Genomic DNA, 15064 nt, shown 5'->3' with positions numbered 1-15064 from the left:
GCTATTAACCTTACCTGCCGCTGGCCTCTCGATGACGACTTTCATGATGCAAATCCGTTTTTGCGTTTGCTGGATTCTTGGTGGTGTGATGCTGGTCGGTTCGTCGGCCAATGGTCAACCTGCGGCGAGTTTTACGCCAGACGAAACCGGTTTCCGGCAGCATGCGTCCGGCTTTTTAAAACAGCATTGTCTTCGCTGTCACGGACCGGACGCAGCGGAGGCAGAGTTTCGTGTCGACACGCAGTTAAGCACGGCGTTTGATGACCTAACCACCAGCGGTCGATGGCGCGAAGTGGTCAACGTGCTGAACAGTCACGAGATGCCGCCTGAAGCAGAGCCGCAACCACAGGCCGGCGAAGTTGCCCAGTTTGTCGACTGGATTACCGGCGAGATGATCCGGGCCGAGCAAATCAAACGAGACAACGTAATCATCCTGCGACGGATGAATCGAGACGAGTATCGCAACACGATTCGCGATCTAATGGGGATCGACTATGACACTTCTCACTTTCCCGAAGATCCGCCGACCGGCGGCTTTGACAACAACGGCGGCGCGCTGACGATCTCGCCGATCCATCTAGAGCAGTATTACAACGCAGCGCGAGATATTCTCGACAAGTCGTTTGTTGTTGGGAGTCAACCGCCGAGCATTCAATGGAGATTCCAGCCCGAGTCTGGCGACTCAGACAGTAATCGTGTCGAGTACGACAAGCAGCGTTTGATTGTAAACAGTGGTAAGAATCGAAATGTCGGAGACGCCATTGTCATGCACCACAATTCGTGGGATCGCAACTTCAATGTGCGCGACTTCGCTGTCAAAAACCCCGGCAAGTATCTCGTGCGGATTCGGGTCGGCGGCAGAGTGCCGACGCGTGACGAAGTGGTCGAGTCGGCCAAAGGCTTTTTGCAGCATCGCTTGGACGAAGCGCTGAAGCAGAATCCGAGTCAAGAAAAATGGAAGCGCCAAGAATTCGAGCGAGGGCTCGAGCATTTTCAAACTTTTCGTGACTATGACTATGGTCGGCCACGGTTAAAAGTCACGCAACATTTGGCGGGCCAGCCCAAAGTGATCGCTGAGTTTGACGTTGACGCAGATTTCCCCGCGATGCAGACGATTGAGATCGAAACCGATTTTACCACCGCCAAAGCGGGCCTAACCATCGACTACGCCTACGACATCCCCAAAGAAGTCGAAAACTTTTGGATGCAAGGACACGATGCGTTTGCCCGACCTGAAGCCACCGTCGACTGGATGGAGTTAGAAGGGCCCATCTATCCGCAATGGCCGCCAGAATCGCAAACCCGCTTGCTGCCTGATTCTCCCTTGCGGGCTAGCGATCCGCGAGAATATGCTCGCAGCGTAATTACTCGTTTTCTTCAGCGGGCCTATCGACGTCCGGCCGATGCAGCCGAAATTGAGCAAAAGCTCGCGTTGTTCGATCAAGCCTACAAACAGTCAGATACGTTTGAAGCGGCGATCCGCGCTCCGCTGACGGCGATTTTGATCTCGCCCCATTTTTTGTACTTGGCCGAGCCAACCGACAGCGGCGATCAGGTGGCCGCACCGCTGGATGACTTTCAACTTGCGACGCGACTCTCTTATTTCCTTTGGAGCAGCATGCCGGATGACACGTTATTTCGCGCAGCCAAAGCCGGCAAGCTGCGCGATCCGCAAACGTTGGATCAGCAAATTGATCGCATGCTGGCCGATCCAAAATCGGCAGCGCTGGTTCAAAACTTTGCCGGACAATGGTTGAGTCTGCGTGAAGTAGGAGCGAATCCGCCGGTCGCCGAGCTGTTTCGCCGTTACGATCGGCATTTAGAAACTTCGATCGTGGCCGAGTCGCTCGCCTTCTTTCGTGAAGTGCTGCAACACGACTTAAGCGTGATGAACTTTATCGACTCGGACTTTGTGGTGATCAATGAGCGGCTGGCCCGCTTTTACGGCATTGATGGAGTAGAGGGCGACGAGCTGCGCCGCGTCGAGCTGCCCAGCGGTATCCATCGCGGCGGCGTACTAACGCAGGCTTCGATGTTGTCGATCACCTCCAACGGCACGCGCACTTCGCCGGTCAAACGCGGTGTCTGGATCTTGAAAAACATCCTGGGGACCGATCCTGGTCTGCCGGTCGCCAACGTCGGCGAGATCGCTCCTCAGGTTCCCGGCATCGACAAAGCGACGGTTCGTCAGCGGTTAGAAATCCACCGCGAACTTGCCCAGTGTGCACGCTGCCATAACAAGATTGATCCTTTGGGTTTTGCGTTGGAAAACTTTGACGGCTCTGGCGATTGGCGCCAGCGTGAAGGGCACGGCTATCAAGGGCGGATCGGGGCGAATGATCCCCTGATTGATGCGTCCGCCACTCTGCCCGATGGAACCAAGATTGACGGGATCGAGTCACTGCAGCAGGCCTTGCTCGCCAAAGAGGATCTCTTTCTGCGATGTTTGGCCGAAAAGATGTTTACCTACGCTTTAGGGCGAGAGATGAGCATTGTCGATCGTCCGCAAATTACCGCCGCGGTCGCCGCGATGAAAGCCAAGGACAAGTCGCTACGCTCGCTGATTCATTTTATCGCCCATTCCGCAGCGTTTCAGTCCAAATAAACAACCAGCGTGTTATCATCACCAACGGGTGAACGATTCCTAGCAAAGGAAAAAAATGTCGAAAACGATCTCACGCCGGACAGCACTACGCGGACTAGGAGTTTGTCTTAGCCTGCCGCTGCTGGATGCGATGACGCCCAGCTCCCATGCGGCGCCTTCACAGTTTAAGCCGCTCAAATCTTCGCTTGCTCGTCAGCCGCGGATGATCTGTTGCTATGTGCCCAACGGCGTGAACATTTTGGAGTGGTCTCCCGAAACCGCCGGCGCCGATTACCAGCTGTCGCCAACGCTGGAGACGCTGGCCGATCATCGCGACGACTTCACCATCTTTTCTGGACTAGGGCATCCCAACTCGACCGGCGGACATAGCGGCGCCGATACCTGGCTGACCGGCGCGGATCTGGCGGCGACACCCGGCAGCGATTACACCAATTGGGTTTCGGCCGATCAGATTGTCGCCGACCATCACAGCAAAGAGACCCGCTTTGGTTCGTTACAATTATCCGATAGCAGCGGCACCGGTTCGGCCGGGCATTCGCATACGCTCTCGTTCAATCGCCGCGGCACGCCGATCCCAGCCGAGAATTCTCCGCAGCGGTTGTTTGAACGGCTGTTTGTGCCTGACAGCGCCGGCGATCGCGCGGCGACGTTACAGCGCTACGCCGAGCAAAAATCGATCCTCGATAGCGTACTGGCCGAAGCCCGTTCGTTGCACAAAAAATTAGGCCAAAAGGACCAGCAGAAGCTCGACCAATACCTCAGCAGCGTGCGCGAAACCGAGCTGCGGGTCGAACGTTTAGAAGCTTGGATCGACGTGCCGAAACCAGAGCTGGAACCGAAGTTTCTGCAGCTGGTCAGCAAGTCTGGCGACGCGCATGATCGCCCAATGTGGATTGATGTAATGCTGGAACTATCGTACCTGTCGTTTGTGACCGACACGACGCGCGTGATTACCTTCGAGTGGTCTCGTGAAGCAGGCGGCTACGGCGGCGGCGGAGAAAACCATCATGAGCTGTCGCATCACGGCGGCGACGCTGGGATGTTGAAAAAGCTAGGTGTGATCGACCGTTTCCATTTGTCGCGACTAGCGAGGTTTCTCGATTTCCTCAAGCAAACCGACGACGGCGATGGCAACATGCTGGATCACACAATGGTGCTGTACGGCAGCGGCATGAATAGCGGCAAAGGTGGTGAACACTCACCCAAAAATCTGCCGCTATTGCTCGCCGGCGGCGACTCGCTTGGCCTGAAGCATGGGCGCCACCTGGCCTATGACGATAACAATCACCCGCCGCTCAGCAATCTGCTGCTGACCATGATTCAAAAGATGGGTGTCGAAACCGACCAGTTCAGTGATGCGACCGGGACGTTGATTTCTTAGGAGGTGAAAAGCTATCGTAGGTTCTGTACAACCAATCCAATCAAGTCGCTAAGTTTCTCCGTCCAGCTTTAAAGAGATACCGTGTAATCCATGGATTTGGATGAAAAACAAAAATCGGTAATTCGCTGGTTGCAAGCGACTGAAACTGGTCCGCTATACACCTACGAGGCGATTACCGGCGCGAATGATTTGAGCGACGAAGAATATGAATGGCTGATTCAATATCTCTGGAGAATCGAGGCCGTCTCCGTAGAGCCAAGGGGCGGCGATCCGATCGGCGCTGTTCGACTTGGTCCTAAGTTTAGGCAGCTCATTTATGATCTCGACAACCTGCCAAAGCCAGATGTTTGGGAAAGGTGGGCCAAGTCGATTCGCAGCAAGTGGTGGTCCTTTCCGCTTTGCGTGGTGCTGGTTGGGATTCCTTTGTTTCTGATCTGGGTCGACATTATTTTCGGCGTACTCGCGATCCTCGTTCAGGGATAAGTGCCTAGCAAGGTAGGTGTGCATGATCTAGTTGCTGTAGTCGCTCATGTTTGATTTAAGCATCCATTGGTTTTAGCTTGACGAGCCGAGGCAATCTGTTACAAAGCGGCAGTTGCACAGCTAGTCGCCTGCTGGTGGTGTTTTTTGGTAAGGGCGTCGTCTTCATGAAGTAGATGCGGCAGCGTACTAGTGATCGCAACAGCATCATCGGCGTCCCAAACATTGCCTGTTGGCAAACCCAAAAAGGTCGTACATCAATGACTTTTCACTTGTCTACGGCTGCTGCCGTTGTACTTTGCCTGACGACTTTCGCTTTCGGTGATTCGCCTGCGATTGTCGGAACCGTCACCGATCCTGCTGGTAAACCGTTGGCCGGAGTGCGCGTTGATGTTTCGACCGCCGGCCCGAAAGTGGGCGATGCGATCTTTTGTCCCAGCTGCTATCTCGATTGCGGCAAGTTTGCAACCACTGATTCGCAAGGAGGCTTCAAGCTGCAACAGCTCGATCCGGCGCTCAAGTTCCACTTGGTGCTGACCAAGTCTGGCCATCGAGCTTTGCAAACGCCGTGGATTGATCCGGAGTCAGGCCCCGTTTCACTCAAACTAGAAGCGTTGCCGGCAGCAGTCGATCCCAGCCGTGTGGTTTCGGGAGTTGTAACGCTAGACGGCAATCCGATCGCGGGTGCGCTGATCGATCCGCACGGCGCCAAGACCGCCGCGCGACGGTGGATGGGACAAGTCGATGGAGTCGATCCTACGATTACCGACGAGGCGGGGCATTTTTCGCTGATTGTGCCCGCTGATTTTTTGGCGCTCGATATCCGGATCACCGGATTTGGCTTTTGTGGAGTGCAGATCGATCAATTGGAGCCCGGGAAAGCCCCACGCTCGATTGAAGTCAAACAAGGCGCCAGCGTTATCGGCAAGATTGAAAGTCACGGCGAACCGATCGCCAACATGAGTATCGCGGTCGTGCAAATCGATCGATCATCCAGCGGGAGAATCTTTATCGCCGCCGTCGGGGACGTGACTGACGAAGCGGGTAGATTTGAATTTCATCATCTTCCGCCAGACGAGCGCTACGGCATTTACTCGGTTGTCGGCGAGGCGAATCGATCCCATAGCCCGCATGTGATCTCCACCAAAACGTTTCTCGCGCCCGCTACGGGTCAGGTGCGAGATCTAGGGACGTTAGATATCGCTTCCACTTACTCGATCTCGGGTCGGGTAGAACGGACTGACGGTCAGCCGCTTCCAAAAAACCTTAAGCTCTCTTTCTCGCGCGAGCCGGCCTGGGACTTGGTCAGCATCGTTGTCGCAGACGACGGAGCATTCCGGATCGACGGACTTCCTCCTGAGACCTACGAAATCCGGGTGGCTGATCGTCATCTCGTGATCGCGAGCGACCAGATGCCATTTCAAATGTTAAGTGAGAATTCCTTTGGCGTTCGTCTGCAGGATTCACTCGAAGACTTGATCATCCCGCTGAAAGGGAAGTAACCATGCTCACGAAGCTGCTGTTGGCAGTTGCCGTTGCCACCATCGGTTCGCCGCTGGCCATGTGTGACGATGTCGCACCTGAATTGACCGCCAAGCAAGCCGTGGTCGCGTCGCAAGTGATTGTTAGTCGCGAGCCTTCCCCGGCTACGCCAGCTATTTCGGTGCAGGGAGTCGTGCGCGATACGACAGGCAAACCGCTCGCAGGGATGCACGTCGTGTTGCGCAGCAATCTAGGCGGCATTCCCTATGCGACATTGGGGTTCCCGCATGTACGCGATATTCTCGCGCGCACGCAGACCAACAAACAAGGCGAATATCAATTCACGCAGATCGGTCTCCCACCGCGGATGGTTGAGCAAATTGACAAGTTGCGCAGCGGAAAAATCGGCGCGCAATTATTGGTCTGGGGCGACCAATACGGCTTGGCATGTCGGACGATTCAAGACTTCGATCCGGCCGACATAGACGTCACGCTCGACAAGCAGGCCAACGTTAGCGGCACGCTCGTTGATGAAGCAGGCCATCCGCTGGATCTAGCGACGCTGGAAGTCATCGGCTTGACCACAGCGACGGACAAAACGGATGGCTTTCTGAGGGGAGCTGACGATCTGAATCTGATTTCTTCGGAAGTGAAATTTAGTGCCGATGTGCGGCAGGGAAAGTTTAGCCTCGCGAATATGCCGCGGGATTATCGGATTTTTGTTCGCGGCGAGAGCCCGGTCGGGCACCGCACTCACTTTCTGATTGATACAGGTGACGCTGACAGCAGCGATGCTCCCTTTTTAACCGCCAGCAACAGCACGATGAAGAAAAATCGTAGCCCGATTCAGCTTGCTGTGGAAAAGTGTAACTACGTCCAACTTCGTATCTTGGATCAACATGGACAACCGGTAACCACCGGCGGCGTAGAAGCGATCAATTCGGATCGGCAGCCTGGCGGATCGGCGGCGGTGGGAGAGGATGGGATTGTTACTTTGGTGGTTAAATCAACCGGCGACTATCAAGTGTTGTATGGCGCCGATCCTCTGCAGCCGGTTGTAGGACTAGCGCAAACGGTTGCTATTGAAGCAGCCCCGACTGAAATTGTAGAGATGCGACTGCCAGCGTTTCGCACGATTCCCGGCCAAGTGATCGACAGTGAGACCGGCGAGCCAATCCCCGGCGTTTATCTCTCGTGTGGACGAAAATCCCCACCCGAAACACCACCTGATTCGCTGTCACGTGCGACCGCTGCTTTGGTAGTGTCTGACGTTGACGGCCGATTTGAAATGCCGGTGCTGCCGGGAGAATGCGTCTTTGCAATCCGTCATCAGGTCGATGGCTATCTCGCGCCGACCTACACTCACAATCAAGAAGCGCCTGACGCCAAGTTGCCCACAGTCACGGTGACTGCTGACAATCGCTTAGAAGCAGTGACCATCACGCTCTCGCGAGGACTGATCCTGACCGGAACGGTACTGGATCAACAGGGAAAGCCTGCGGCGGGGGAAAAGGTCACGATCAGCAACGATGGCGCTCCCTATCGACAGACCACCGTGACCACCGATGCGGCAGGGCATTTTCGGATTTCAGGGCTCTCTCCGTATGTCTCGACCCGACTTCGCGTCATCAGTGACGGTGGGGCCGCGGAAACCACGATTGCAGCCGACAAAGATCATCCCTGGCGAAAATCGGTGGTCAAATCGGTAGAGCTGAAAATTGAGAAACGGACCTCGGTACGCGGCCGGGTTGTTCGCAATGGATCACCGGTCGCCGGCGTTCGCGTGACTCTGAAACATTCGCCCCCCAGTTATCAAACGGCCAATAGTGCGAGATTTTTTTCGGTAGGGGAAACCCACACCGACAAGCAGGGACACTTCGAAATTGCCGGGTTAGGGAAGGGGGACAAATACAATTTAGAGATTGAACCGCAAGGCAACGCGGAGGTGCGTGATTGGCGCTACGCAAGTCCTTACAGCCATACCGTCGCGGTCGAAGATGGCGCGATTCTTGATCTGCCTGATGCTGAGCTAAAGAGTAATAGCCAAACGCTGTCAGGATTCGTTGTCGATCCGCATGGCGATCCCGTCGCCGGCATCACGGTCAGCGCAAGTTTGGCCTCCGGCGGGATGCTGTCGCGAACCAGATCGGGGCCTCCTCCTTGGACCGAGACCGATAAAGAGGGCCATTTTGAGTTGACTTACCTGCCGGACGAGCCGATACGCTTGATGGCCTACAAGGCGAACCCGCAAGGCGGGCGAATTCTTTACCCGAGCTACGTAAGTCCCCTGCCAAACGCACTCGATATCCGGATCATTTACGATCCCCAACTTGGCGCCGCTTTGGAAGATCTCGATGCGGCCAAATAATTGGATCGTGCTTTCTGAGTGAATCCAATCTTGGATCGCTCATTGCTTTTCCTGCACGCCAGAAACCACACACAGCGAGGCAATGACGGCGGCGGTCAATAGGGCGGCGATTTGAACCGGAATGATGATGCCGAACATGTTTTTCTCCTGTTGAGTCAAAACGGGGGGAGTGAAAATGCTATCAGCATTGTCACAGCGCTCCCTAAAACTCCCCTGAAGCGAATCTAAAATCTTCTTTATTTAGTCAGAATCTTGGGTTACTACCGCTTGGCGCCCGAAACCAAACAGAGCGAAGCAATCACGGCGGCCGTCAATGCGGCGATTATTTGAACAGGGACAATGATGCTGATCATCGCTTTCTCCAGTAAATGGAAAGATCTCGTAAATCGGTATCAGCATTGTTCCAGTCCCCCCTAAAGCTCCCCTGAAGTCAATCTAAAATCGGCTTTATGTTGCTAGAATGCTCGCCGCTTGGCTGGCTGGATCCACAGCGGAATCGTCCCAGATTCAGGGGGCATGTTTCCGCAGCGCCCCAAACCGCTTAAAAAGAAGGAAGCTGCTGCGAACCAATCAATCAATCTCAACCAAGGAATCCCTGCGATGAGCGACTCGCTAGAATTTATCTCCACCGGAAAGCTGCTGCACGTCAAAGTAACCGGCAAACTGACCAAAGAGTCGTACGAGAAATTTACTCCCCAGGTCGATCGACTGGTCCAAGAGTATGGCAAGCTGCGAATTTTGTTTGAGATGCACGATTTTCATGGCTGGACTGCCGGCGCGTTGTGGGACGACATCAAGTTTGACATGAAGCACTGGAAAGACATCGAACGCCTGGCGATTGTCGGCGAATCCAAATGGGAACAAGGCATGGCCTCGTTCTGCAAGCCGTTTACGATGGCCAAGCTGCAATATTTTGATCACACCGAATTGGACAAAGCGAAAGCCTGGATCGAAGCCGAGTAGTCGTACCGAAAACCTCGACACTAGCCCGCGCGCCCGTTTTGAAGTAGCGCTTTTCAGCAGGTTCGTAAGAAATAGAACGCGGAGGACACGGATCAGTCACGGAATTACACGGTAAGAGGGGATGTTTACAATTTCCCAATACGTCGAAACAGTTTACTAAGCAAGACTGTTTGAAACGCCTGCTTGCCGCACAAGCAGGCATTTCTGACCGTGAAACGCCGTGATTTATCCGCGGTATCCGTGTTCCATTCTTTGTTTGCGCTCTTCAGCAGGTTCGTAAGAAATAGAACGCGGAGGACACGGATCAGTCACGGATTTAGTCGGTAAGAGGGGAGATTTGCAATTTCCCATCACGTCCAATTTGTTTCCTAACCAAGACAATTTGATAATGCCTGCTTGCTGCACAAACAACGATTTCTGGCCGTGAAACACCGTGATTTATCCGCGGTATCCGTGTTCCATTCTTTCTTTGTCCTCAATTAGAAAACCTCGGTTCAAGCTCTTCCCTGATTCGATGGAGAATTGATGACTCGCATCGTCCTACTTCTGGCCGGATGTTGTTTCGCGCTGACGCTGCAAGTGGCGCAAGCAGACGAAAGTGCGCCGGCGATTGCGCAACCTCCTTGGCCGGGTGCGACCCCTTTGGAATTGGGACGTGACGACCAGGGACAGAGCATTGTCGCCTGGCTTGATCCAGCTGCATTGGATCCGCTGGCTGCGGGGCAGATGGTCGTAGTTGTTATCGACAAACCAACCAGCGAAGATCCGACTGGCCAGCTTGCCCAGCAGATGCACGAGACATTGCAGCAAAAATATGGCGCTAACGTGCGCTGCGCGATGATCTACTGCGAGCCGGGGCAAAAATATCCACCAACCGGATCCGCCTACAATACGCCGGGGCAACGCGCAGCGGCGACCATTTGGCGAGCGATCGGTTGGTTGGGGCCAAGTGTGGTCATCCAGGTCGCCAAGCAGAATGCAGAACCGAATGAAGCAACGATGCTGTGGAGAGCGGTCGGTACCCACCGCGTCGCAGGCATCGGCAAAGTTGCTTCGGAGCTGACGCGAATTCCGGATGCAACCGGCTTTAAGAGCGAAGGAGCGACGGCAGGCTTCACGTTCGTGCGGAACGATACCCTGTTGGCTAGCGGCAATCCGTTGGAACCGTTGTTAGGAGAACTACGGGAGCGGCTGCGTCGCACGCCTGCGGAGTGTACGCAGCAATTGGCCAGCGTTTATGGACACGACTTGAAAACCGTCATGTATCAGCCGGCGCTGGCGATCATGGCTCGGCTTGATCAAGCAGCCAGCTCTGGCGATGAAAAAGTGATCGCCGAGATCGGAAAAATCCTAGAGCCTTGGCTGGCAAAGTCTTCGGTGTCAGGCGCCCAGCCCAAGGGAGTCAACGGCAGCGCCAACGCAGGGCACTTGGTCTTTGCGGCCTGGGCCGAGCAGACCGGCGATCCGCGCGCGATCGAGCTGGTTCGCCGCACCGCGGATTTGGCGTTCGATGCGAAAGGTAACCCGCTGCCGGCGATGCCGGGGCACAATGAGATGAGCGACGCCGTCTTTATGGCCTGTCCGATTTTGACCGCTGCTGGCCGTTTGACCGGCGAAGTGAAGTATCTGGACATGGCCGAGCGACAACTGCGTTTCATGCAACAGCTTTGCCTGCGTCAGGATGGGCTCTATCGGCACTCGCCGCTGTGCGAAGCTGCCTGGGGACGCGGCAACGGGTTCCCGATGCTTGGACTGACGCTGGCGATCACCGATCTTGAAGCGATCGAGCAAGACGAGTCGAAGCAGCAGTCGTTTCGCGAGCGAGCGACCCAGCTCAAGCAAGAGTTTGTCAGCAACTTGCAACGTCACGCCGCAGCGCTGCTGCCGCATCAGGATCCAACCGGGATGTGGCGTCAGGTGATCGACGAACCGGCCGCCTATCGCGAAATGACGGCCACCTGCATGATCGGCTTCGCCCTGCAGCGCGGCATCGCCCACGGCTGGCTCGACGCCGCAAGCTACCAGCAGCCGGTCGATCAAGCCTGGTCAGCAGTCTCCCAGCGAATTAGCAGACAGGGCGTACTGTTTGACGTCTGCACCGGCACCGGCAAGATGAAGACCCTGCAGGACTACTTCGATCGAACAGCGATCCTGGACCAGGATGAACGGGGCGGAGCGATGGCGCTGCTGTTTGCGACCGAGCGAATGCGGGAGTAAAGAACACGCGATCCAGATGCGATGCGTTGAACCCCCCAACACTCAAATTCTTACCATGACCGATATTGAAGAATTCGATGCGGACAATGTTGCTTTGGACACGCAAACGGGATTTGTTGGTTTTGCGAGTACGGCCGACGAGCGTTATTTCTGGCTACAGCTGGGCGAGACTTTAGCGGGATTATCCACTTCCAAAGACGAGATATGGCTTGAGCGCGATGACCAAATGTTTGGGGGATCAGGTGGAGATTGGGGTGTTGTACTAAGTCGCAACTGGATGACGATCGATTGTCACCAAGCACCTTGGATGCAGTGCCAAAGCGCGTTGTCATTCGTTTTCAGATTGACGAAGCGAGATTTCGATCGCTCAAGGATCTAATGCAACGCGTAATGGCCGGATGTCCTCACGATCTTACGATTCGGGACTGACGTTTTCCAACGCTTGCAGACCGCTCCAGGGTACGCGGCGATCAGTTGGGGAGTGATCTCTGAACCACAACAATCGAAATCTAACCCGCGATGAACCTTGCGCACGATCGAAGGGGCCTCGCATTTCACAGTCTCGGAGGTCACCCGCGATAAGATGTCAAATAGATGTGAGAGTCAATCGCAAAGCAGATGATCGATAAGAAGCAAAAGACACCGGCAACGTTCAGGAACCCGAGAAATTCCGACATGAGCGTGCCGGCGACAAATAGCAAGCTCCAGAATAGGAACTTGGGGTGTTGAACCCAGAATCCGTTTCGCATCAGAAGTCTATCCCTAGGCGTCGTCTTTGTTCGTGGACTTGGATCCTCTCTCAGGGTATCCGACCACTGCTGAGGTAGCAACAAGATCGAGACGTATCCTCGGCCACGTTCCGTTTTGCGCGCAAAAAAACGAGCGACCCAAAAGTCACCCGTTTTGATGTAAGTTCAAGCTGAGAAACAGCTTAGAAGTAGCGGCGGAGGGATTCGAACCCCCGACACGCGGATTATGATTCCGCTGCTCTAACCGACTGAGCTACGCCGCCAGAAGATGGTTAAATCTAAGCATCACCTTTACATAGGTCAAGGAGGGCTAACGCGGTGGGGAGGTTCTCTTGGTTTTTTTAGGCGCGGCTCGAGCGAAATCGAGGTTGCCTGCGGGATTTCTGCGGGTTGGGTATGTTCGATGGGCCGTTAAGAGCGTGGGGGCTTTTTTATTTTTGTTCGCAAAGGGGGGGCAAGCTCAGAAGTTGGTGTCCCCCCATGATGGCTGTATTGGTTCGCCGCGCCGGGCGTTTGTACTACGGCCGTAATGGGTTGGCCAAATAGACCGGGGGAATTCGTTCGACCCGGTCCGAGCCGCTCAGCGGGAGCGACAGTGCGGTTTGCTGAATCACTGGCTGTTGCTGGGCAGCGTTCTGCGGCCCAGGTTGTTGGATCGCGTCGAGCGTTGCCGGGGTCAGCATGGCTCCGGCATCTGTAGGCGGAGTCGGCAGATTTTCATCTGGCGGCAGCGGCGGTCCGTCTGCGTTGTACGGAACCGGCGGTTGAATCACTTCGCCTAGCGTAATCTCTGGCGGTAGGCAGAAGAGTTCAGTGAACTCCATGCCTGCAGTCGTCACCAAGTAGCCACCGCCGAGTGCTTGATAGGCTTGAACAATGGCCGACAGTTGTTGCTGTTTGGTTTCGATCAATACGGTTCTCGCTTCCAGCAGGTCACGCTGCGAGAAGAGAACGTCAACATATTCTGCCCGAGCTCCTTGGAACAAGTCGTCCGCGACGCTGACCGACTCTTCCAAAGCAGTGACCTGTTGCTGCTTCAGTGCGAGACTCTCGCGGTAGTTATCGACTTTGGTCATCGCGTTGACCACTTCGGTAAACGCGTTCAGGATGGTCCATTGGTAGTTGTAGACGGCTTGCAGCTGCCGCGCGTTCGCGTTCATGTAGTCAGCTTGAATCGCCTTTTTGTTGATCAGCGGCGCGACCAGGTCGCCAGCAGCGTTGGCGATAAAGGCGCCTGGATCAAACAAGTAGCGAGGATTGAACGCTTCAAAGCCAACGCCAGCGGTGATCGCGACGCGGGGATAGAAGTTCGCTCTGGCGACCATAATATCAAGCCCCGAAGCGGCCACTTCGCGTTCGGCGGCCAGGATGTCGCGGCGGTTTCGTAGCAGTTGAGCCGGCACGCCGACTTGGAGCATGCTTGAGTCAAGACTGATGAAGTCCCAAGCTTGACGTTCGACCGGTTGGGGATATCGACCAACAAGCATGTTGATACGGTTCTCGACCTCAATAATGTCCTGCTTGACGATTAGCAACTGGCTTTCGTTTTTGCGAACTTCGGCCAAAAATCGTTGCACGCCCAATTCGGTGCCGCGGGCAGCATCTTTTTGGGCTTTGGCGACTTCGAGACTTTTTTGTTGAATTTGGATGGTCTGCGTGAGGAAGGCCATGCGTTTGTCGAGTGCGGCCAGCTCGTAATAGCTTCGGGCGGTCTCGGAGACCAGCTGCGTGATGAAGTAATTTCGCGCTTCGATCGCTTCGATATAACGCTGCATCGCGGCGTCACGTGAGTTTCGCAATTTGCGCCAGATGTCGAGCTCCCAGAAGAGGTTGGCCGAGAGTCGCGTATTTGTCAGCGGGTCGGGGAACTTGCCGCCCACGGGATAGGTGAGTTGCTCTTCGGCGGCTCCCAGAGGAGTGTACTTGCTGGTTCGTTCCATCCCGCCAGACAGGCCGGCGGTGACAAACGGCAAGTAGGCGCCGCGACGAGCCAAAATCTCGTTGTTGGCGATTTGGATTTCCTGGTTGCGGATCTTCAGCTCTAGGTTGCTAGCCAGCCCTTGGGTAAGCAACTGGGTGAGAGCTGGATCATTGAAGAACTCAACGATGCCGACATTCGCCGAGTTTTCGGCATCGATCCGCCCCGCATAGTCTGGCGGCAAAATCGGGCCTTGGTCGGCGCGTCGCAGGCACGGAATGTTGCAGCCGGTGGCCAGCAGCAAAATGACGCATAGACTGAGCGTCGTGATCCCGTGCTGTTTGGGCGTCATCCCAAAGCAGCGCAAGTGGAGTTTGGCTTGTCTCATCATGGAGCACCCTGCAATTGTCGTCACTCGACTGGCGATAAAGCGTTTGTTTGTCATCACGTCGGATCGAGAGCGAGTCATCGCTCGCCCAGGTTGACGGCCTCATGGGGAAATACCAGGCTAACCCTTGCTAGTGGTCCAGTTGGTATTGAACGCACAAGCGTGGAGATAGAAACAGCCTGCACAGAACATATCGGCAGTTCATTAAGCACAGGACAGACAATCACTACCTTCGCCAACTTGCCGCTACTAATCTGCCTGACTTGACAACGATTTGGCTCTTTAAACCCGAGTAAATAGCCTGTTTCAGCTTTGGTTTTGGCTACATTAAAAGCCGTTAATGATCTCGGCGGCACGCGCTAACGGCGAGCTTGCTAAGAGGCCTGGCGCGGCAAAGTCAACCTAATCGGAACGCGCGAAAGGTAACGGTGCTGGGGCTGCGGAAACAGAATCGCCAAAGAGCAAGACGCGTTTAAAGCGGCGCGTCTTCAATGCGCGAAAAAGCCACTTCGC

At 55.1% G+C, this 15064-nt stretch carries 9 protein-coding genes and 1 tRNA gene; 8 read left to right on the top strand and 2 right to left on the bottom strand.

What is annotated here, in order from left to right; all coding sequences use genetic code 11:
* The first annotated feature begins 43 nt into the window (after nucleotides 1–43).
* The 8 genes from SH421x_RS15790 to SH421x_RS15755 all read left to right on the top strand — a co-directional run bounded on the left by SH421x_RS15790 (nucleotide 44) and on the right by SH421x_RS15755 (nucleotide 11875).
* Nucleotides 44–2605, top strand: a complete 2562-nt coding sequence (locus tag SH421x_RS15790; protein WP_488850298.1) for a DUF1592 domain-containing protein — start codon at nucleotides 44–46, stop codon at nucleotides 2603–2605.
* A gap of 55 nt (nucleotides 2606–2660) precedes the next feature.
* Nucleotides 2661–3986 carry a DUF1552 domain-containing protein gene (locus tag SH421x_RS15785; RefSeq protein ID WP_488850296.1) on the top strand — a complete coding sequence of 442 codons (1326 nt, stop codon included), beginning with the start codon at nucleotides 2661–2663 and terminating at the stop codon, nucleotides 3984–3986.
* Between the two features lie 90 nt (nucleotides 3987–4076).
* Complete coding sequence (locus tag SH421x_RS15780; protein WP_488850294.1) at nucleotides 4077–4469, top strand: hypothetical protein; 393 nt, start codon at nucleotides 4077–4079, stop codon at nucleotides 4467–4469.
* 257 nt (nucleotides 4470–4726) lie between these two features.
* On the top strand, nucleotides 4727–5968 hold the full coding sequence (locus SH421x_RS15775; RefSeq protein WP_488850292.1) for a hypothetical protein: 1242 nt from the start codon (nucleotides 4727–4729) through the stop codon (nucleotides 5966–5968).
* Nucleotides 5969–5970: 2 nt separating this feature from the next.
* Nucleotides 5971–8316 (top strand): carboxypeptidase regulatory-like domain-containing protein, encoded by a 2346-nt coding sequence (locus tag SH421x_RS15770; protein ID WP_488850290.1) that lies wholly within the window; start codon nucleotides 5971–5973, stop codon nucleotides 8314–8316.
* A gap of 600 nt (nucleotides 8317–8916) precedes the next feature.
* Complete coding sequence (locus SH421x_RS15765) at nucleotides 8917–9279, top strand: SpoIIAA family protein (RefSeq protein ID WP_488850288.1); 363 nt, start codon at nucleotides 8917–8919, stop codon at nucleotides 9277–9279.
* Between the two features lie 525 nt (nucleotides 9280–9804).
* Nucleotides 9805–11496 carry a glycoside hydrolase family 88 protein gene (locus SH421x_RS15760; protein WP_488850286.1) on the top strand — a complete coding sequence of 564 codons (1692 nt, stop codon included), beginning with the start codon at nucleotides 9805–9807 and terminating at the stop codon, nucleotides 11494–11496.
* A gap of 55 nt (nucleotides 11497–11551) precedes the next feature.
* Nucleotides 11552–11875, top strand: coding sequence for a hypothetical protein (locus SH421x_RS15755; protein ID WP_488850284.1), 324 nt, complete (start codon nucleotides 11552–11554; stop codon nucleotides 11873–11875).
* Between the two features lie 559 nt (nucleotides 11876–12434).
* On the opposite strand, the gene SH421x_RS15750 is transcribed toward SH421x_RS15755, so the two are convergent.
* Both SH421x_RS15750 and SH421x_RS15745 read right to left on the bottom strand, forming a co-directional pair.
* Nucleotides 12435–12508: transfer RNA gene (locus SH421x_RS15750), tRNA-Met, on the bottom strand.
* Between the two features lie 255 nt (nucleotides 12509–12763).
* Nucleotides 12764–14554, bottom strand: a complete 1791-nt coding sequence (locus SH421x_RS15745) for a TolC family protein (RefSeq protein ID WP_488850282.1) — start codon at nucleotides 14552–14554, stop codon at nucleotides 12764–12766.
* Between the last annotated feature and the right edge of the window lie 510 nt (nucleotides 14555–15064).

This window comes from Blastopirellula sp. SH421 (assembly GCF_057808535.1).
The sequence above is the reverse complement of the archived record's forward strand: the minus strand, read 5'-3'. Positions and strand labels throughout refer to the sequence as shown.

Bases quoted from the DNA above. Each gene is read 5' to 3' on its own strand.
- SH421x_RS15790 (WP_488850298.1), top strand. From the start codon at position 44: ATGATGCAAATCCGTTTTTGCGTTTGCTGGATTCTTGGTGGTGTGATG.
- SH421x_RS15785 (WP_488850296.1), top strand. From the start codon at position 2,661: ATGTCGAAAACGATCTCACGCCGGACAGCACTACGCGGACTAGGAGTT.
- SH421x_RS15780 (WP_488850294.1), top strand. From the start codon at position 4,077: ATGGATTTGGATGAAAAACAAAAATCGGTAATTCGCTGGTTGCAAGCG.
- SH421x_RS15775 (WP_488850292.1), top strand. From the start codon at position 4,727: ATGACTTTTCACTTGTCTACGGCTGCTGCCGTTGTACTTTGCCTGACG.
- SH421x_RS15770 (WP_488850290.1), top strand. From the start codon at position 5,971: ATGCTCACGAAGCTGCTGTTGGCAGTTGCCGTTGCCACCATCGGTTCG.
- SH421x_RS15765 (WP_488850288.1), top strand. From the start codon at position 8,917: ATGAGCGACTCGCTAGAATTTATCTCCACCGGAAAGCTGCTGCACGTC.
- SH421x_RS15760 (WP_488850286.1), top strand. From the start codon at position 9,805: ATGACTCGCATCGTCCTACTTCTGGCCGGATGTTGTTTCGCGCTGACG.
- SH421x_RS15755 (WP_488850284.1), top strand. From the start codon at position 11,552: ATGACCGATATTGAAGAATTCGATGCGGACAATGTTGCTTTGGACACG.
- SH421x_RS15745 (WP_488850282.1), bottom strand. From the start codon at position 14,554: ATGATGAGACAAGCCAAACTCCACTTGCGCTGCTTTGGGATGACGCCC.